This window comes from Sulfitobacter sp. TMED3, assembly GCF_002167505.1.
In the GTDB taxonomy this organism is placed as follows: Bacteria; Pseudomonadota; Alphaproteobacteria; order Rhodobacterales; family Rhodobacteraceae; genus Sulfitobacter; species Sulfitobacter pontiacus.
The window spans coordinates 45633-66028 of sequence record NZ_NHBI01000022.1; the positions used below are offsets into that span (position 1 = coordinate 45633).

A 20396-nucleotide genomic window follows, 5' to 3' on the forward strand; every position below is an offset into this window, starting at 1 on the left:
ACGAGTGCCAAGGGCGCGGCCGGTATCCGGTCGCGCCCTTTTTGGTGTCGTGGTGTCAGATGAAACAGGGCTTAGCTGCCCGCGTGGCGCAGCAGGTGGGCCTGTGCCTGCTTTGCCGTGGGCGGGGTGCTGCTGCCCAGCAACAGCAGATGCCAGTAGAATTGCACTTCTGCCGGATCGGTCATCAATGCGGCAAAGNTGTCATGGTGCCACTGCACCGCCTGCGCGTGCGCGTTGGCGACACCGGGCAGGGCGCGCAGGCGGGTGACCTCTGCCATTGTTGCGTCCAGCATCGGGTCAATCATCGTGTCAGNNACGGTNTTGAAATTACGCTCCGCCCAGTAATGCAGATCCAGCCGCTTTGTCGTCCGGTTGGGCAGGCCGCGCCCGCGTTTGACCATAAACTCGCCCGCCGAGCGCAGGGAATAGTGGTTCAGCCGCGCCCGCGCTTGGCTCTGCATCACGCCGAACAAGTTGATCCGGTTATCATTTTCGGCAAAGCCCCCGGGGGCGGCCTGAACACCGCCGAGATTCCACAGCGGGCTGACACCGCGCTTTTTCTTGGGCCGATGCACGCCGAGCTTCTGAAAGGCAGCGGGCCGGTGCAGGGTCTTGAAGAAGCTNCCCGCAGGCAGNAAGAACGGATCAGGGGCCGCATGGCGAAACCGCAGCGGGGTGAGCGTATCTTGCAACGCCTCTTGCCCGTCCGCNCCGAAAAACCGCCACGNCAGGGCAATCGCNTCGGTATCCGCGGGGACAGAGGCGATCAGATCGGGCAGCCNNCGCATCGGTGCTGCGAGGGTTAGAAACTCATCCGCGTCGAAAAACAGCGCCCAATCGGCCTGTTTCATCAGCTCATGGCGGTCGNCCAGACGCATGGCCNGCCATTGCACCGATGTGTCGCCCTCGGGGGTGAAGGGCACATGGGTGACATCATCCAACAGGTCCAGCAGGGCCGGCGTGCCATCGGTGCAATCATGGGTAAAGATCAGAAAATCCGTCACCCCCGCCGCGCGGTGATGCGCGATCCATTCAAGGCAATAGGGCCCTTCGTTGCGCATGCAGGTTACGGCAAGGATACGTGTCACGGGCGGGCGGTCCCTTGGGTCAGGGTGGCAAAAGGTTGGGTAAATGACTCTCATGCGGGTCAGGGCAAGTCAATCTTTGCCANGGGCGATGCNGCGCCGGCTTAGGATTGTTTACAAGCTGGGGTCGGCTAAGCTATCGTTATGCCAATGTATTTGTAAAACACCACGGTGCATTTCAGCCCCGCGTTTCGCGCCACCAGAGAGGCCCCNTATATCATGAACACCCGTCGCCCTGTCGCCTCCCTTTGGATCGGCGAAAAGCTTCATTATCTGAACCAGCTTTGCCTCAAGTCCCATGTCGTTGCGGGTCATAAAACGATCCTNTATTGCGCCGATAAAGTGGACAACGCCCCCGAAGGGGTCGAGGTNCGCCCCGCGTCCGAGATCATGGAGATTGACCGCGAACTGGTCGCCGCGACCAGCGCGTCTTTCCTGTCGAATGTGTTCCGCTACAAGATGATCCAGAAGACCGGCGCGATCTGGATCGACTGCGACGCTTTCTGCCACCAGCCTTTCCCCGAGGATCAGGAATATATCTTTGGCCGCCACGGCATGTCCGGCGCNCTCAACTGTGGTGTGGTGGGGTTGCCGCAGGAATGCGAGTTGATGGACCAACTTCTGGATTACTACGATAACCTGCCGGACTATCCCGCATGGTGGAACAAGAACCAGCGCAAGAAATACGACCGCCAAGACCCCAAACTGACCCACGCGCACCGCATCTATAATGCCGAGCGTACGGCCTTTGGCCCGCAGGCGTTTACCTATTTCGCCAAGCAGACCGGCCAGTATGAAAAAGCCAGCGAACGCGAGGTGCTGTATCCGGTGCCGTTCCAGTTGAACGACATCTTCTATGACCCGCATGGCCGNGTCGAAGGGCATTTCACCGANNANACNCTNTCNGTGCACCTTTATACCAATGGCACGAAACCGTGGTGGGAAAAGAACGAACCTCTGCCCGGTTCCTATGCCGCGCGGATGTGCGAGAAGATCGGGATCGACCCGTCCAAAGCGCTGCGCTAAGCCGCGTTACAGAGGGCCTTTGCCATNAATCTGAAACCGCACACCAGCCGGCACGGCAAGCTGCTGGCCATCTCTATGATGAAGGACGAGGCNCCATTCCTGCTGGAGTGGTANGCCCATCACCTTGCCGTGGGGTTCACCAAGATACTCGTTTACACNAANGATTGTTCCGACGGCACCGATGACATGCTGATCCGGCTTGAAGAGCTGGGTCTGGGCTACCACCGGCGCAACGACATCCCCGAAGGGGTGAAGCCGCAGCCATCTGCGATGAAATACGCGCAGGCCGAACCCAAAGTCGCCGAGGCNGACTGGATCTTGATGTTCGATGCCGATGAATTCCTCTGCATCAACTATGGTGACGGCACGCTGGACCCGATGCTGGACGCGGCGGGGGATGCCAANGGNATCGTGATCACCTGGCGCATCTTCGGCTCTGGCAATGTGGTCGACTGGTCCCGCGATCCGGTGACCGAACAATACCTCTATGCGGCNCCGCCCACGTGGAACAAGGGCTGGGGCGTCAAGACGCTGTTCAAGTTNGACCCTGACAANTGGAANATCGGCATCCATCGNCCGTCGATCAAGAACAAGCATCTGGAAACCGGCTTTCCCGACACTGTGAAATGGCTCAACGGATCCGGCCAGCCGATGGAGGATTACTTCAAGTTTCGCGGCTGGCGGTCGATCCGGCGCACCGTGGGCTATCAATGGGCGCAGATGAACCACTATGCGGTCAAATCGATCGACAGCTATGCGATCCGCAAGTTTCGCGGCAATGTGAACAACAAGAAAGACAAGTATAACGCCGACTACTGGTCGCTGCAGGACCGAAACGAGGTCTATGACGACAAGATCCTGCGCTATACCGAACGACGCAAGCAGATCATGGACGAACTGCTGACTGATCCGGTTCTGTCGCGTCTCCATTATGCCGCCATCGAAAAGGTCGAGGCACGGCTTGAAGAATACCGCGCGACCGACGCCTATGCAGAACTGAAGCAATCGCTGCTTGAGGCATCCGAGGTGCCGATCACGCAGATCGTGGCTAAACCGCCCAAGGCCCGCGACCCCGAAGAGATCGCCAAGCTGATGTCTCAGGTCGAGAAAAACGTCGCCGCCCGCCCCGCCGAGGAACGCCGTAGCGTGCCGGAAGCCGCGTTCGCGGATGTCGCAGAGGGCGGCGACGGGTTCGTTCCGGGCGACATTGACGTATCGGTTCAAACGGCGGTGGACTGGGTGCCCAACCACGACATCGCCCTGCCTGCGGATGTACGTATCTTTGCGCAAAGCACGCTCGAGCTTGTGATGCGCGGCAAATATCAAAGACGTATGGCGCGCATGACCGGGCGCATGGTCGAAGCTGGCCAAAAGGTGCTCGACCTTGGCGCGGGGATCGGTTTTCTGTCGATTCATGCCGCGCAAACGGTGTCAGGTGCAACGGTCCTCGCGCAAGAGGATAACAGCTCGCGGTTGGCGATCATGCGCGACGTGCTGGACCATAACGCGCTTGAACTGGGCGACCGTTTGTCCATGATCGACACGCCGGTGATCTGCGACAACGATGCCGAAACCCTTGCGCGGGTGAACCAGATGATCGCGGACCATCAGCCGGATGTGCTGCGCATCAGCTACGAGGAACTGGGCGGCAGATTGCTGAGCCGGGTGACGCTTGGTCCTGTGACGCGTGTCGTGTTGTTCGGGCCTGCCGTGGCCGCATTCCACGCGCAACGGAGCAAGGTCAAAGACCCGAGCCTGTCGCCCGACCAGGACCAAAGCATGCCCGAGTTTGTTATCATCGAGCCAAAGCAGGCTGCCCATGCGACCTGAGACTGCTTTCCCGAAGGGGGTGGAGGCTGCGGTGCTTTTGCCGCCTCGGGGATGGTGACATAAACGATGCTGAAGGGGGCGCGAAACGGCGCCCGACCCGCCAATAGGAACGTATCAAATGCCAGACCACGCCCCCAGTAAACGCGGTGTCCTTCTTCGGGCAAAGAACGGCGACGTGATCGGCTTTGACGAAACGGGCCTGCGCCTGAACCTCTCGGACAGCGTCATCGCCGACATCCACCGCCGCCTGCCTGCCGGAGGGCAGACGCTGCCCGTCGATGCGGCTGTGTTGGGCGATGTCGATGCGTGGAACCTTCGAGAGCAGGGGGAATGGTACGTGTTTGACGCGAACCTGCCCGGTGCCCAAGGCACGCGGCAATTCCGCCGCAAGATCACCGCTGCCCCGGACGCCAGCGCGCCTGACATTATCGCCGACACGTCGGGTGCGGTCTTTGGTGTTCTGGCCATCGGGGGCACGCGGCGGGCGGTGACTGCAGATGAAACACTGTCCTTCCCCTACCATGTGGTGACCACCGGTGACGACTTGGGGCCCGCTGGGGCTGCGGGGACAGAAACGCTGGCACCCACTGACCTGATGCAGCGCCTGACCGAACAGACCCGCGACAGCCTGATCGCCGGCGAAATTCTGCGTCGCAGGCACGCGGAGCACCGGGCCTTGCCACTGCTTTATGCGCGCACCGAAACCGACAGCAGCGCCAGCATCACCGCGTTGATCGACGGGGCCGCCCTTACCAGCTTTCACCAGACTGTCGCCAACCTTTGTGCCGCCGCGCGCGCATTGGGTAAACCGGCCAAGGTCCTGTCTGTGGGGCTTGATTTCACGCTCGAAGATGTTCTGAGCACGGGGCCCGAATGGTGCGCCGCCATGCACGCGCTGATGCGCCGTATCACGGATATCTTCGCCGACCACGGACTGCGCAAGCCGCTATTTACGGCTGTCTTTGATGCAGGGACGTGGGATGTATCGGACGCGGGCGTGCTGCGCGCGCAGTGGGATTTGGCATGGAACAAGGGCGGGCACGATCACGTCTACGCGGCACCGGGCTATATGTTCGCGCTGGATGAATTTGGCCGGCCCACAGATATCGCGCGGCTGCAGATGGCCGAGATGGAGGCCTGCGCGATCGAGGCGCGCAACAGCGACCAACCGTGGAACTGTCCCGTTCTTCTGCTGGCAGAGCGTGAGCCCGACAACCCCAGCGTGATCCGTTGCCGCGGGGAGGGGATGGGCCCCTTTGTGCTGGATGCCGCCGACCCGCTGAATGCCGGTCGTGCCTGTGGTTTCCGTCTGGAAGGGGACAGCGCCGGTGCCAAGATTACCAGCGTGCAGCTTGATGCCAAAGACCGTAACGATCTGCTGATCACCTGCGACAAGCCTCCGGCGGGGGAGGGGCTGACGCTGTGTTATGCCATCGGGGCCGCACCCAGCGACGACGGGATGCCCGCCAATCGAGGGGCGCTGCGCGACGGGTTCTGCTATGCCAGCCGAACCGGACAGATGTTACACCGTTGGGCGCTGCCAGCCGCGCTTCCGGTGCACTGATGGAAGATTTCACGCCCCTTTATGTCGATATCGACCTGCCCGAAGGTGTCTTGTTGCGCGATGACGCAGCGCAGGCCAGCGTCGTGGACGCCTGTCACCCCAATGATGCGCAGGCAATCTGGTATCACGCCCATGCCCCCGCGATGACCTTCAATGCGCAAAAGGCGATTGCCCAATGGGCCGCCGAGAACGGCCTTGGCACCCCCGCGCGCCCTGTCGATCCGAATGACGACAATGGCACGCTGCTGGAGCGCGGCGGGGTGGCATTCACGCGCGGGGTGAATTGCGGCTTTGTCGTTGATGCGGCACTGGTCGAGCAGGACTGCTTTTGCCTTGCCATCCGCGTCACTTCGCCCGACGCAGAGGCGCGTAGCCTCCTGACGGTGAACCCCGACGCCAGCGACAACTACCTGTTTCTCAGCGAAAGCGAGGGCCGGCTGATCTGGCGGGATGATGCGGGTATGGTCGAGGTNTCNATNCCCGCACCGGGCAANGACTATTGGGTGCTGGCAGGTTTTGACCAAGGGCAGTTGCANCTGACCGCCGCACCGGTCGGGGATGTGTTTCCGATCCCGCAGAAGAGCACCCGACCAAGCGCTGAACTGGCGGCAGAGTTGAACGGTGTGGCTGATCTGTTCATCGGCTGCCGGTCCCACCGCAAGGGGATCCTCAAGACCCTGGGCACATCGGTAGTTCATGATGTGCTGATCTGGCTTGATCACGGTGCCAGCACGCCCGCCGCCCTTGAACAGGTCGCGCGCGCTTGCCGCTATGCCGAAGCGCCCCGAAACACAGGGGAACGCCCATGAGCTTTACCAGAACCGACACCGCTGGCGGCAATATCTGTGTCATCTGGATCGATGATATGATCGATATTTTCACGTGGCGAACGGCCTTCGGGCTGCAGATCAGCACGCCCAATATCGACCGCTTCATGTCCGAGGGGACGCGGTTTTCCAANGCCTATGCCACCGTGCCGCTTTGTGCGCCGTGCCGGGCGGAACTGGCGACGGGNTTGTCACCGTTTCGCACGGGGCTGGTCGATCTCAACCGGTTNTGGCGCGATATCTTGCCGCCAACGGCGGGCTGGCAATACGATCTGCGCCGCAACGGGTTTCGCACGTTCACAACGGGCAAGGTCGACAGCAACTACAAACCNATGCCCCATGAATATGCGCGCATCCTCTTTCATGAACAGCCNGAGGCAAAGGANGCGGGGCGGCGATCCAAGGTCAAGAAATACCTCGACAAGGGGCCGGGGATCGCGGGCGTGAACCATCCCGATGACGATGGCAGCCAGGATGACCGCTTCTACGACAATAGGGTGGCGCAGAANGCNATCGACTATCTGGATCGGGCCGACCCTGCGCGGCGGCACCTGATCCAGCTGGGCTTCAAGCACCCGCATTACAACCTGCAATGCCCCGACCGNTTNTATCAGCAGTATGATCCCGACCAGATTGTCTGGCCCAATTCNGCCGCGCCGGAAGATTACTTTGGCCCGCAGGAGGGCATGGCCGTCTACGAGGCCGCCTATATCGCCAACGGTCCCTGGACCCCGGAGAAGGCGGGCGATCATGCGTGGCGACAGGTTGTNCGCGCCTATTTCGCGGCCATCAGCCATGTGGATGCGGAAATCGNCCGCTTCATGGACGCCTTGCGCGGCTCGGANCTGGCGCAAAATACCACCGTCCTGTTGCTGTCAGACAATGGGTTCAACCTTGGCACCCACGACAGTTTNCACAAGATGAGCCAGTGGGACAGCGCCGCCCATGTGCCGCTGGGGATCTGGCACGCAGGCATGACGCAGGGCCGCGTGGTCGAGATGCCCGTATCGCTGCACAATGTGCCTAAGACAATCATGGACCTGGCAGGGCTGCCATACCGCCCCGACTGGACGTCGGGCCAAAGCCTGCTGCCGCTGATCGACGACAGTTTCGGATCGTATGACCATAGCAAGTCTCCGGTGACGAGCGTTTTCGGCACGCTATCCGTGCGCGCCGCCGATCCCGATCTGAGCCAATACCGCTACTTCCGCTACCCCAACGGCGAAGAGCATATCTATGATCTGGTCGCCGACCCCGGCGAGACGACAAATATCGTGGAAACGGCCCCGCTCGACGNGTTGCGCCGNACNATGGTGGATAATGCGCTCGACCTCGGGCTTGACCTGCGCGGGTTCGAGAACCCGCAGCGCGGGGTCAATGCGATGATGGCGCTGGACGGCTCTGTGGTGCTGGCAGGAGGCACGGCGGATAATGATTATTGGGCCTATGGGGCCAATGCCGAGAAGATTTCGGAAGATGAAGACGGCGGCAATGACACCTTGTGGTATATGGCGGGGCCAGATGACTATGTGCTGCATATGCCCGCCTATATCGAGAATATCCGCATCGCCACTGTCGTCGCCCGGGAAGAGCAAGACCCCTCGAAGGGCAAGCCCATTGCGGTTGTGGCGCATCCCGATACCCCGATGAACTTCGAAACCTCCGAAAGGGTCGCGGTGAATGTCCAAGGAAGCCGCGGGGCCGATGTGATGATCGGTGCAAAATACGCGGGCGCGACCTTCTATGGCGGTGCCGGCGACGATATGTTGATCGCCAAATCNGGGCGCGGCAAGGATGTGCACCTGTTCTACGGNGGCGCGGGCAATGACACGCTGATCGGCGGCAANGGGCGCGACATCCTCGACGGGGGCGCGGGCAACGACGTGATCCGTGGCGGGGCAGGGCGCAGCAAGATCTACGGCGGGCCGGGCAATGACGATATTTCCGANGGCNAAGGCGGGTCCGAAATCCACACCGGCCCCGGCCGTAACCGCGTGAAATCCGCAGGCGGGGATGATACGATCTATATCGGCAGCGGGCACAACACGATTGAACCCGGCAAGGGGCGTGCGACCTTCCACGTGGCCTATGGCGGCGTGACGACACTTACCGGATGGGAGGACGACTATACGCTCGACCTATCCGACTGGCCGGCCGCCCCGACCATCACAATCGACGAAGGCCGTGGTGCGGAACTGAGGCTCGGCGTCGCCGTCGTGCGGATCAACGCCGCCGTCAGCGCCAGTCAATTACAGTCGCANATCCAGCAAAGCCGATGAAAGCGCTGTCGCCCGCCGAAAGCCCGGGNCGACAGCGGATGNCTTAGGCGCTGCGCAGCCCCAGAATGTCGCGCGCCTGCTGCCAGGTCGCCACGGGGCGTTCGTATTTCTCGCATAGATCCGCCGCGCGTTTGATCAGCGCCGCGTTGGATGGGGCGAGCGNGTTGCGGTCCAGACGCACNTTGTCTTCCAGNCCGGCCCGNGTGTGACCGCCCGCCGCAATCGCCCATTCGTTCACGACGATCTGGTTCGGCCCGATCCCTGCGGCACACCACGCGGCCTCGGGCGCGCGGGCNTTCAACTGCGCGACGTAGAAGTCAAAAACCTCTTTATCCGCGGGCATGGCGTTTTTCACCCCCATNACGAATTGCACATAAAGCCGCCCGAACAGCTTGCCGTCCTNGTGGTGCTGGATCGCCTGCAGGATGTGGCTCAGATCNAAGGCNTCNATCTCGGGCACAACCTCATGGGNGCGCATTTCGGACGCCAGCCAATCCACCANATCCGGCGGGTTCTCGTAGACGCGGGTGGGAAAGTTGTTCGACCCCACCGACAGCGAGGCCATATCAGGCCGCAGCGACAGCATGCCGCCGCGCGCCTTGCCCGCACCTGACCGCCCGCCGGTCGAGAACTGGATGATCATCCCGGGGCANTGTTTCTCCAGCCCCTCTTTCAACCGCGCNAATTTCTCTGGGTCAGAGGAGGGCGTCTCGTCNTCATTGCGCACATGNGCGTGGCAGATGCTTGCCCCGGCTTCAAAAGCTTCATGCGTGCTTTCAATCTGCTCGGTGATCGTGACGGGCACGGCGGGGTTGGCGGCTTTGGTCGGTACGCTGCCGGTGATGGCAACGCAAAGAATGCATGGATCAGACATCTAGGAACACTGTTTCTTTCTCGCCCTGAAGGTAAATATCAAACCGATAGANGCCATCGGNTTCNTTCTCCGCGATCAGGGTCGCNACGCGGTTTTGATGTTCAATACGGGTCAGCAACGGGTCGGCGCTGTTATCGGCATCGGGGAAATACATACGTGTATTCAAGCCGATATTGATCCCGCGCGCGACGATCCACAAGCTGATATGCGGGGCCATCATACGCCCGTCGGGAAAGGGCACGGCACCGGGGCGAATGGTGTCGAACTGCCATTCGCCGGTGTCATAATCGCCCGCCTTGCGGCCCCATCCGGTAAAGTTCGGATCGGCGGCCCCGCGGGGGTCATTGCCCGGATACAGCCCCGCCGCATCGGCCTGCCAGATCTCGACCAGCGCGTCTTTCAACGGCGTGCCGGTGCCGTCATAGATCGTGCCCTTCACCGTGATCCGTTCGCCTTTGGTCTCGGCATTGACCATACGCGCGCCCAGATCCTCGGGGTAGACGCCGGTGATGTCGCAGAAATTCGGCACGCAGCCAATATGCACATAGGGCCCTGCGGTCTGCGACGGGCTTTCTTTCAACTGGGTCAGCTCTTGCATCAGTTCCCCTCCATCCGGTTTTCAAACATGGTGGACCGGCGGCCCCTGAGCACGATGTCGAATTTATAGGCCCGCGCATCCATAGGCACGGTATTGTCCATGTCCAACGGCGCGATCAACTGCTCTACCGCGGCGCGCGACGGGATTGTCTGTACGATGGGGCATTTCCAGATCAGCGGGTCACCCTCAAAATACATCTGCGTGATCAAGCGCTGCGCAAAACCCTGTCCGAAAACGGAAAAGTGGATATGCGCAGGGCGCCAGTCATTCACCCCNTTGGGCCAGGGGTAGGCACCNGGTTTGACNGTGCGCAGGCTNTAGCCGCCGNTNNCATCGGTCACCGTGCGGCCNCANCCNCCAAAATTGGGNTCGAGCGGGGCCAGATANCCCTCTTTCTTGTGGCGATAGCGCCCCCCCGCATTGGCTTGCCAGAATTCGAGCAACACACCAGGCACACCGCGCCCGTTCTGGTCGAGCACNCGACCATGCACGATGATCCGCTGGCCAATCGCCATCTCGCCCTCGGCGGCGTAGTTGAGGATCAGGTCATTATCCAGCGCCCCCAGCATATTGTGGCCAAAGACCGGGCCGGTCTGCTCGCTCAGCGTGGTATTCATCGAGATCAGCGCCTTTTGCGGCGACCGCACCACCGATGTCTTATAGGCCGGTGCCAGCGCGGGCGGGTGCCAGCTCCGGTCACGGTGAAAGAACGCTCCGTTCTGATCGGTCATTCGGCGGCTTCCATTTCCTGATAGGTCTGTTTGGCGAGTTTAAGCGCATGGTTCGCCTTTGGCACCCCCGCNTAAATGGCAACATGCTGGAACGCCTCGATCACATCGGATTTGCTGGCACCGGTATTGGCGGTGGCGCGGATGTGCATGGGGATTTCCTCGAANTTGCCGGTCGCCGCCAGCAGTGCCANNGTCAGCATCGACCGTTCGCGGCGGCTGATCTTGTCGCTGGCCCAGACGGTGCCCCAGGCCGCTTTCGGTGATCAGACTTTGGAACGGCGCGTCCAGCTCGGTCTTGGCGGCTTCGGCGCGGTCCACATGGGCATCGCCCAAAACGGCGCGGCGGGTGGTCATACCGATCTCGGTTCGGTCGGCCATGTTCTTCTCCTCGGTCACGGTGGGTGTTCATTGTCGCGCTGCCGATTGGACAGGAAAAACACGCGGCGCGCAAACGCATATCCGCCCTTCCAAATGGCTGAAAATCCCGGGGGAGGGGCCGCAAAGCGGTGCCGGGGGCAGCGCCCCCTTAGGCCTGTCCGGCATCCCCCTGACCTTGACATCGCAGCGCTTTTTCGTCCTTTTGGCCGAAACAGCAAAAGGACGCTTCTTATGATGAAAACACGCGCCGCCGTCGCCGTTGCCGCAGGTCAACCGCTTGAAGTGATGGACGTAAATCTCGAAGGCCCCAAGCGGGGTGAAGTCCTGATCGAAATCAAGGCCACCGGCCTGTGCCACACCGATGAATTCACCCGTTCGGGCGACGACCCCGAAGGGATTTTCCCGGCCATTCTGGGCCACGAGGGCGCAGGCGTCGTGCTTGAGGTCGGCGAGGGCGTCACCACGCTCGAGGTCGGCGATCACGTGATCCCGCTTTACACGCCCGAATGCCGCGAGTGTGANTATTGCCTNTCGGGTAAAACCAACCTCTGTCAGGCGATCCGCGTGACCCAAGGNCANGGGCTGCTGCCCGATGGCACCACGCGGTTCTCGATGATGGATGGCACGCCGATCCACCACTACATGGGCTGTTCGACCTTCGCCAATCACACGGTCATCCCTGAAATCGCCCTTGCCAAGGTCCGCAAGGACGCGCCCTTTGACAAGATCTGCTATATCGGCTGCGGTGTGACCACGGGCATCGGCGCGGTGATCAACACCGCCAANGTAGAGATCGGCGCGCGCTGCGTGGTCTTTGGCCTGGGCGGCATCGGGCTGAACGTCATTCAGGGCCTGCGCATGGCGGGGGCCGACCAGATCGTCGGCGTCGATCTGAACGACGACAAGGAAGAGACAGGCCGCTACTTCGGCATGACCGACTTTGTGAACCCCACCAAGGTCGAGGGCGATATGGTCGCGCATNTGGTCGANCTGACCAAAGGCGGNGCGGATTACACCTTTGATGCCACAGGCAATACCAAGGTCATGCGGCAGGCGCTTGAAGCCGCGCATAAGGGCTGGGGGGAGTCGATCATTATCGGNGTCGCACCGGCGGGGGCCGAAATCTCGACCCGTCCNTTCCAGCTGGTCACGGGCCGCGTCTGGAAAGGCACGGCNTTCGGCGGGGCCAAGGGCCGCACNGATGTGCCCAAGATCGTGGATTGGTACATGAACGGCAAGATCGANATCGACCCGATGATCACCCACAAGCTGACGCTGGACCAGATCAACGAAGGGTTCGAATTGATGCACAAAGGTGAATCCATTCGCGCCGTCGTTGAATTCTAGGCGCGAATTCGTAAAACTTGCGACAAACGCCGTCCTCACGGGGGCGGCGTTTTATGTTTTCTGAAACCCCTCGTGACACGATGTTTTGACGTGAGGGCACGAGGGGATGCGGGATAGAGTGGGTTTACCACCCCGATCCCGCTGGTATTTATAGAGTGAACGTCGGGAGACAAGGCATGAAACTTACAGTAAATGGCGTGACCCATGATGTGGACGTCGAGGAAGACATGCCCATGCTCTGGGTCTTGCGCGACGTTCTGGGGATCACCGGCCCGAAATACGGCTGCGGGATCGCGCAATGCGGGGCCTGCACCGTGCATATGGACGGGATCGCGGTCCGGTCGTGCCAGTTGGCTGCGGGCGATGTCGAGGGCGAGATTACCACCATCGAAGGGTTGGGCTCTCCGGCGGTGCGCCATGCGGTGCAGGAGGCCTGGATCGACCTGCAGGTCGCGCAATGCGGCTACTGCCAATCGGGGCAGATCATGCAGGCGGCCTCTTTTCTCGAGCTGAACCCGACCCCTACGGATGACCAGATTGACGCCGCGATGAGCGGGAACCTGTGTCGTTGCGGGACCTATCCCCGTATTCGCGAGGCGGTGAAATCCGCCGCGATCAAGCTCAAGGCGGTGTGATATGGGACGTGTGAAAACCATTGCGCGCCGCAGCTTCCTGATCGGCTCTGCCGCTGTTGCAGGCGGCGTCGTCTTTGGCACCTATCTTTACAAACGCGAGGGNGAGAACCCGCTGCTNGANGGGTTGAAACCCGGCGAAACCGCGATCACCCCCTACGTNAANATCGACGCTCAAGGGATCACGCTGATCACGCCGCGCGCGGATGTGGGGCAGGGCGCGTGGTCGATGCAGGCGCATATGATCGCCGAAGAGCTCGACATTGACCCNCGCAGCGCCAAGCTGTCGCCCGGTCCGGCGGATGCGATTTACTACAACGGCGTTGTCGGGGCAGAGGCGCTGCCGATNGCCGCGACCTCTGACACGATGCTGGCACGCGGCGGGCGCGGTGCGGTNGATGTCATGGGCAAGCTGATGGGGCTGCATATCACCGGCGGCTCGTCCACCGTGCCTGATATGTATGACCGCCTGCGCATGGCCGGTGCCGTCGCNCGCGAGACGNTGATNAAGGCCGCGATGAAGCAGACCGGCCTGCCGCGNGACCAACTGGGGACAGAGAACGGCTGCATCGTGCTGCCCGATGGGTTGAAGATCGAATACATCGACCTTGCCAGCATCGCCGCCGAGATCGAGCCGGTACAGGATGTCACCCTGCGTGATCCGTCGGAATGGCGCTATCTGACCAAGCCGCAGAAGCGGACCGACATCGTGGCGAAATCCACCGGTCGGCAGATCTACGGCATCGACATGCAGATGGACNNTATGGTGATCGCCACGACCCGCACCAATCCGGCGATTGGCGGCGGGCTGAACGGTTTTGACGCCGAGGCGGCACGCCAGATGCGCGGGGTCAGCGCGGTCTTGCCCATCACCGGCGGCATCGCTGTGGTGGCGGATAACACATGGCGCGCGTTTCAGGCGGCTCAGGCGGTTGAATGTGACTGGGGNCCGTCGCCCTATATCGGTGACAGCGCTGACCAGTTTGCCGCTGTGGCGGCCTCTTTCACCGACGATCACCGCGACAGCCGGTTCAAGGACGACGGCGATGTAGAAGAGGCGTTGCAAGATGCCTCGGTGGTCGAGGCGGAATACCGCATCCCCTATCTGGCCCATGCCCCGATGGAACCGATGAGCGTCGTGGTCAAGCTGACCGAGGGGCGGCTGGATATCTGGACCGGCACGCAAATCCCCCGTTTCGTCAAGGCGAATATGGCGCGGCTGACAGGGTTGGACGGGGATGACATCCACGTGCATGTGCTGATGTCCGGTGGCAGCTTTGGCCGGCGCCTTGAGGATGATTATATCGCCCAAGCGGTCGAGATCGCGATGCAGATGCCTGACACGCCGATCAAGATGATCTGGCAGCGCGAGGAAGACTTNACCCATGATTTCCCCCGCCCGCTGGCCATTGCGCGCGGGCGCGGTGCTGTGGCGGATGCCGGTATCGCGGCGTTTGATCTGTCGATCGCGGCCCCTTCGGTCGCTGAATCCTCGCTCGCAAGGTTGAACCAGCCCGCCTTCGGCCCTGATGTGGCGATTGTCGCGGGGGCNTNGGACCAGCCGTTCCAGATCCCCAACTACCGCGTCACCGGCTACCGCACGCCAGCNATGGTGCCCATCAGCTCTTGGCGGTCGGTCGGGGCGTCGGGCAACGGGNTCATGCACGAAAGCTTCATGGACGANATGTGCCACGCCGCGGGNGNNGANCCGTTGCAAGAGCGGCTGCGCCTGTGCTGGCACGACGCATCGCGCAANGTGCTGGAGGCCGTGGGCGAGATGTCGGAATGGGGCAGCGAACTGGGGCCGAACAGGGGCCGGGGGCTGGCCTTTACGCTGGCCTTTGGCGTGCCCGTGGCCGAGGTGGTCGAGGTCACCAACACCCCAGACGGCATCCGTATCGACAAGGTGTTCGTCGCCGCCGATGTGGGCCGCGTGCTGGACCCCGTGAACTTTGAGGCGCAGCTGCAAGGCGGTGTGATCTTTGGCNTGGGCCACGCGATGAACTGCGAGCTGACCTACCGCGACGGCGTGGCAGAGCAGGATAACTACCANGCCTNNGANGGGATGCGCCTGCACCAGACGCCTTTGATCATGGTGCGCGGNCTTGAGAATGGCGACAAGATCAGGGGCATCGGTGAACCCGCCGTCCCCCCCGCAGCACCTGCTTTGGCCAATGCGATCTTTGCTGCGACGGGGCAGCGTATCCGCGAACTGCCGCTGTCCAAGTCGATTGATTTTGTATGATCTCCCTTCGCGGGGCGATCATCGGCGGGATCATTGCGCTGGCCTACGCGGGCGGTGCTTTTGCGCAAGAAGCACCCGATCGCGCAGCGGCGCTGGCGGCGTGGGATGATATCCACACGGTCGTTTCGCACCCGCGCTGTACCAATTGCCACGTTGGCCCCGCTGGCGTGCCGCTNTGGGANGGGTTGGGCCACGAGGAGGCTGCCGACCANGCNCCCGTGCACGGCATGAACATCCTTGCCGANGAAAGCCGCATCGGGGCCGAGACGATGCCTTGCCGCACTTGTCACATCAGCGCCGCGTCGGAAAANANCGTCCCCCACGCGCCNCCGATGATTGCGGACGCATGGCGGCTTCCCCCGATNGANATGGCGTGGAAAGGCAAGACCAGCGCCGAGATNTGNGNNCAACTGCGTGACCCCGACAGCAACGGTGCCTTTNCGCCCGAAGACCTGTCCGATCACCTGCGAACGTCGGCCTTTGTTGCATGGGGCTTTGACCCCGGCGCAGGGCGCGCGGCGGCCCCCGGTAGCCTCCCCGAGATGCAAGAGGCGCTGGCGATCTGGGTGGCAGGCGGCACGCCCTGTGCGGGCGACCCGCACCCCTAGTCAGCCCTTGAACAGATCCGCATAGGTNTCGCGCAGCAGGTTCTTTTGCACCTTGCCCATCGTATTGCGGGGCANGGCATCAACCANCACCAGCTTGCGCGGACATTTGAACCGCGCCAGCGATTGCGCGACGGTCTGCGACAGTGCTTCCAGGTCCAGATCACGGCTGCCATCGGCGACCAGNACACCAACCGGTGCCTCGCCCAGATCCCCATGAGCCACGCCGATCACGGCGCTTTCCAGCACGCCGGGTTGATCGTCCAGCACCTGTTCGACCTCTTTGGGATAGATGTTATAGCCGCCGGATATGATCAGATCCTTGCCGCGCCCGACGATCTGCACATAGCCGTNTTCGTCAATNANCCCCAGATCACCGGTGATAAAGAACCCGTCCGCACGCAGTTCNGCGGCGGTTTTTTCGGGCATCTGCCAATAGCCTTGGAAAACATTCGGCCCGCGGACCTCGACGACGCCGATCTCTCCCTGTGGCAGGGTCTCGCCGGTATCGGGGTCGCAAATCTTGAGCTCGACCCCCGGCAGGGGTGTGCCGACGGTACCGCCGCGCCGCGGCCCGTCATAGGGGTTCGAGGTGTTCATATTGGTTTCCGTCATCCCGTAGCGTTCCAGAATACGGTGGCCTGTGCGTTCCTCGAACTGCTTGTGCGTTTCGGCCAGCAAGGGGGCAGANCCCGAGATGAACAGACGCATATGCGCCGTCAANCCGGCGGTGAAGTCATCAGAGCCCAGCAAACGGGTGTAGAANGTCGGCACGCCCATCAACGCGGTGGCCTGCGGCATGAAACGGATCAACTGATCGATGTCGAGCTTGGGCAGGAACACCATCGCGCCACCGCTNAGCAGCATGATATTGGTCGCCACGAACAGCCCGTGTGTGTGGAAAATCGGCAGCGCATGCAGCAGCACATCGGCCTTGGTGAATTGCCAGACCTCAACCAGCGTTTCGGCNTTGCTCAGCAGGTTGCGCTGGCTCAGCATCGCGCCTTTTGATCGGCCCGTGGTGCCCGAGGTATAGAGGAAGGCGGCCAGATCCTCGGCCGTTCGGTCGACGGTNTCGAATGTGTCGGGCAGGGTGGCNGCCANATCGCGCAGCGTGCCGCGGCCGGTGTTGTCCATCGTCTCTACCGNNGCACCGGCGGCGGCAGCGACCGGCGTGAGTTCGGNAACATCGGCNGGATCGCAAACCAGCAGCCGCGCGCCCGAGTTGCCGACGAAATAATCCACCTCGGACGCGGTGTAGCCGGGGTTGAGCGGNAANAACACCAGCCCTGCCTGCACGCAAGCGGCATAAAGCGCCAGCGCATCCGGCGATTTGCCGACCTGCACCGCGACACGGTCGCCCGCTGTCAGCCCCTTGTCNGNAAACGCATTGGCATAGCGCGCGGCAGAGCGGATGAATTGGTCNTGGGTGATGGTGCGCCCGTCCGGCAGGATCAGGAACGGCGTGTTTTGCCCGATGTGGCGACCGAATAAAGCGTCGTAAAGCGGGTTTGGCATCGTCGTCTCCTTCTGACCTTTGGTAGCGCGGAATTTGCGCCATCGGCAGGGCCAGGTAAAGGGCGGCAAATGGCGCATTTTGATCTTTGCTGCATTTCGCGCGTGCAGACGGCCTTGACGACCCGCAGCGTATGACTTACCCCTCCTCCCGTAGCGCGGGCGTTGTGTAATGGTAAGACCTCTGCCTTCCACGCAGAAGACGCGGGTTCGATTCCCGCCGCCCGCTCCACTCCTTTCCCGACATCTTTTTGATTTTGGCTATTTGCGCTGGATCAATGCGCTTTTGTCGCAAGCGCCTTAGGGGTGCAGCCCTTGACCCCGCGCGATGTGCGGGCGATGACATGACAGCACTCCAAAGGATATCTCATGGCACGTACCCCGACGCCCGGCCCCGGCACCGAAGAACGCGAAAAATCGCGTGAGTTGGGGGCCCTGCGCGCGCTGCTGCCATTTCTTGCGCCCTATCGCGGGCTGATGATCGCGGCCATTCTGGCGCTGGTGCTCACGGCGATGATCTCTTTGACGCTGCCGCTGGCCGTGCGCCGCGTGATCGATACTTTCGGCACCGGCGAGGCCGAACTGCTGGACCAGTATTTCGTTGCCGCCCTGATCATCGCGGCCCTTCTGGCTGTAGGCACGGGGCTGCGCTATGCGCTGGTAACGCGCTTTGGCGAACGGGTCGTTGCCGATATCCGCAAGGCGGTGTTCGATCGCGTGATCTCTATGAGCCCGGCGTTCTACGAGAACCTGATGACCGGCGAGGTGCTGAGCCGGATCACCACGGACACCACGCTGATCCTGTCGGTGATCGGGTCGTCCGTGTCCATCGCGCTGCGCAATATGCTGATCGTGACCGGTGGGCTGGTGCTGATGCTGTTCACCTCGGCCAAGCTGACGGCGATGGTGTTGTTGATCGTACCGGCGGTAATTGTGCCGATCCTTGTTCTGGGGCGGCGCTTGCGGGTGCTGAGCCGCGAAAACCAGGACTGGATCGCGGCCAGCTCGGGCAATGCGTCCGAGAGTTTGGGCGCGGTGCAGACCGTGCAGGCCTTTACCAATGAAGCCGCCAGCCAATCGCAATTCGCGCAGATGACCGAAGCGTCCTATGATGCGGCGCAGCGTCGGATCAAGACCCGCGCGCTGATGACGATTATTGTGATCTTTCTGGTATTTGCCGGCGTCGTGGGCGTTTTGTGGATGGGCGCGCGGGATGTGCGTGCCGACCAGATGACCCCCGGTGCCTTGGTGCAATTCGTGATTTATGCCGTGATGGTGGCAGGCGGGGTCGCGGCGCTGTCCGAGATCTGGGGTGAACTTCAACGCGCCGCCGGTGCCACCGAACGTCTGGTAGAGCTGTTGCGGACCGAAGACACCGTGCAAGACCCCGCTGCGGCCATTGATCTACCCAGCCCTGTCGCCGGTCGGATTGCNTTTGAGGACGTGCATTTCAGATACCCNGCACGCCCNGATGTNCAGGCACTGGACGGGGTCAACCTGTCGATCAACCCCGGTGAAACNGTCGCGTTCGTCGGGCCCTCGGGTGCAGGCAAAACCACGATCATCCAGTTGATTCTGCGGTTCTATGACCCTGCTTCGGGCCGGATCACCCTTGACGGGGTCGATCTGCGCGATGTTTCGCGTGCGGCCTTCCGCCGGTCGGTNGCCTTGGTGCCGCAAGATCCGGTGATCTTCGCCGCCTCTGCCCGCGAGAATATCCGCTTTGGCCGCCCCGACGCCACAGACGCCGAGATTGACGCCGCNGCCGAGGCCGCCGCCGCCCACGGGTTCATCAGCGCATTGCCCGACGGCTACGACAGCTATCTGGGCGAACGCGGGGTGATGCTGTCGGGCGGGCAAAAGCAGCGTATCGCCATCGCCCGCGCCATCCTGCGCGACGCGCCGGTGCTGCTGCTGGACGAAGCCACAAGCGCCTTGGATGCCGAAAGCGAACGCGCCGTGCAGGCCGCCGTGGATCGGTTGAGCGCGGACCGCACCACCCTGATCGTCGCGCACCGTCTGGCGACGGTGAAAAAGGCCGATCGCATTGTCGTGCTGGAAGCAGGGCGGATCGTCGATATGGGCACCCATGACGAGCTGGTCACCAAGGGGGGGCTCTATGCGCGCCTGGCGCGGCTGCAATTTACCGATGGGCGCGCGGACGTATAAAAAACCTTGTGAATTTCACGGTTAAATGGAAACAATCACACCCGAATGGATCCAGAAGGAGAACAACATGGGTTTGTGGAGTTTCGTAAAAGACGCCGGCAANAAAGTATTTGGCGGCGGTGATGATACCGAAGTCACCGGAGCCGCGCTTCAGGATGAATTGAAAGACCTCGGGCTTGATGCCGAAGGGCTCGATATTTCTGTCGANGGCGACAAGGTCAAGGTCTCGGGCAAGGCNGCGAGCCAAGAGATGAAAGAAAAGGTCATTCTGGCCGTGGGGAACGTCGAAGGCGTTGCCGCGGTTGAAGAAGACATGGACGGCGGCGAGGGNGACGGCACCTTCCACACCGTTGAAAAAGGCGACACGCTTTGGGCNATCGCGGCCAAGACCCTTGGCAATGGCGCGCGCTATGAAGAAATCTTTGAAGCGAATAAACCCATGCTGACCCACCCCGATAAAATCTATCCCGGTCAGATGCTGCGTATTCCTGCCAAGTAAACGCACCACACATAAGGGGTGTGCCACGCGCTTTTACCCCATAAAAGAGAGCGGCAGGCGGCGTCTGCCGCNNTTTTTNNAGCCTTCCGTTGGGTCAGTGGGCTTGAACGCAGCGTTTGAGCGCCTGCAAATGCTTGCGAAAGCTGGAATTAGCAATCATCTTTGACAACAGGGAATAACGGGATGCGGGCA

Annotated in this window: 12 protein-coding genes, 1 tRNA gene and 1 pseudogene; 8 read left to right on the forward strand and 6 right to left on the reverse strand. The window is 61.8% G+C overall.

Translation table 11 applies throughout. The features are described from left to right. Positions 1-71: 71 nt before the first annotated feature. A complete protein-coding gene (locus tag CBB63_RS06330) occupies positions 72-1142 on the reverse strand; it encodes a glycosyltransferase family 2 protein (RefSeq protein WP_502695869.1) in 1071 nt (356 codons plus the stop codon). A 2917-nt stretch (positions 1143-4059) separates the two neighbouring features. Here CBB63_RS06330 and CBB63_RS06345 point away from each other — a divergent pair. Both CBB63_RS06345 and CBB63_RS06355 read left to right on the forward strand, forming a co-directional pair. Beyond that, on the forward strand, positions 4060-5505 hold the full coding sequence (locus CBB63_RS06345) for a hypothetical protein (RefSeq protein WP_286698536.1): 1446 nt from the start codon (positions 4060-4062) through the stop codon (positions 5503-5505). 865 nt (positions 5506-6370) lie between these two features. Then, positions 6371-8611 carry a sulfatase-like hydrolase/transferase gene (locus tag CBB63_RS06355; RefSeq protein ID WP_502695875.1) on the forward strand — a complete coding sequence of 747 codons (2241 nt, stop codon included), beginning with the start codon at positions 6371-6373 and terminating at the stop codon, positions 8609-8611. 43 nt (positions 8612-8654) lie between these two features. On the opposite strand, the gene CBB63_RS06360 is transcribed toward CBB63_RS06355, so the two are convergent. The 4 genes and pseudogenes from CBB63_RS06360 to pcaC all read right to left on the reverse strand — a co-directional run bounded on the left by CBB63_RS06360 (position 8655) and on the right by pcaC (position 11192). Then, complete coding sequence (locus tag CBB63_RS06360) at positions 8655-9485, reverse strand: 3-oxoadipate:acetyl-CoA acetyltransferase (RefSeq protein ID WP_286698539.1); 831 nt, start codon at positions 9483-9485, stop codon at positions 8655-8657. Continuing rightward, positions 9478-10083, reverse strand: a complete 606-nt coding sequence (gene pcaG / locus CBB63_RS06365; protein ID WP_286698540.1) for a protocatechuate 3,4-dioxygenase subunit alpha — start codon at positions 10081-10083, stop codon at positions 9478-9480. Before pcaG ends, CBB63_RS06360 begins: the two co-directional genes overlap by 8 nt. Beyond that, positions 10083-10814, reverse strand: coding sequence for a protocatechuate 3,4-dioxygenase subunit beta (gene pcaH, locus CBB63_RS06370; protein WP_286698541.1), 732 nt, complete (start codon positions 10812-10814; stop codon positions 10083-10085). The genes pcaG and pcaH overlap by 1 nt, the downstream gene beginning before the upstream one ends. Continuing rightward, a pseudogene (gene pcaC / locus CBB63_RS06375) lies at positions 10811-11192 on the reverse strand (4-carboxymuconolactone decarboxylase). Before pcaC ends, pcaH begins: the two are co-directional and overlap by 4 nt. A gap of 234 nt (positions 11193-11426) precedes the next feature. Between pcaC and CBB63_RS06380 the strand changes: the two are divergent. From CBB63_RS06380 to CBB63_RS06390, 3 genes are all read left to right on the forward strand, one after another. Continuing rightward, complete coding sequence (locus CBB63_RS06380; RefSeq protein ID WP_286698634.1) at positions 11427-12539, forward strand: S-(hydroxymethyl)glutathione dehydrogenase/class III alcohol dehydrogenase; 1113 nt, start codon at positions 11427-11429, stop codon at positions 12537-12539. Positions 12540-12715: 176 nt separating this feature from the next. Then, a complete protein-coding gene (locus tag CBB63_RS06385; protein ID WP_005852225.1) occupies positions 12716-13174 on the forward strand; it encodes a (2Fe-2S)-binding protein in 459 nt (152 codons plus the stop codon). 1 nt (position 13175) lies between these two features. After that, the gene (locus tag CBB63_RS06390; RefSeq protein ID WP_286698542.1) at positions 13176-15416 is read left to right on the forward strand and encodes a xanthine dehydrogenase family protein molybdopterin-binding subunit; all 2241 of its coding nucleotides are present in this window, start codon (positions 13176-13178) and stop codon (positions 15414-15416) included. A gap of 608 nt (positions 15417-16024) precedes the next feature. On the opposite strand, the gene CBB63_RS06400 is transcribed toward CBB63_RS06390, so the two are convergent. After that, positions 16025-17539: a malonate--CoA ligase gene (locus CBB63_RS06400; RefSeq protein WP_286698544.1), complete on the reverse strand. Its 1515-nt coding sequence runs from the start codon at positions 17537-17539 to the stop codon at positions 16025-16027. A gap of 155 nt (positions 17540-17694) precedes the next feature. Here CBB63_RS06400 and CBB63_RS06405 point away from each other — a divergent pair. The 3 genes from CBB63_RS06405 (at position 17695) to lysM (ending at position 20204) form a co-directional block, all read left to right on the forward strand. Next, positions 17695-17768, forward strand: a tRNA-Gly gene (locus CBB63_RS06405). Between the two features lie 137 nt (positions 17769-17905). Further along, complete coding sequence (locus CBB63_RS06410; RefSeq protein ID WP_286698545.1) at positions 17906-19705, forward strand: ABC transporter transmembrane domain-containing protein; 1800 nt, start codon at positions 17906-17908, stop codon at positions 19703-19705. 25 nt (positions 19706-19730) lie between these two features. Beyond that, complete coding sequence (gene lysM / locus CBB63_RS06415; protein WP_502695870.1) at positions 19731-20204, forward strand: peptidoglycan-binding protein LysM; 474 nt, start codon at positions 19731-19733, stop codon at positions 20202-20204. Positions 20205-20396 lie beyond the last annotated feature (192 nt).

Excerpts from the sequence above, each read along its gene's own strand:
- CBB63_RS06345 (WP_286698536.1), top strand. The coding sequence starts at position 4,060 with ATGCCAGACCACGCCCCCAGTAAACGCGGTGTCCTTCTTCGGGCAAAG.
- CBB63_RS06385 (WP_005852225.1), top strand. The coding sequence starts at position 12,716 with ATGAAACTTACAGTAAATGGCGTGACCCATGATGTGGACGTCGAGGAA.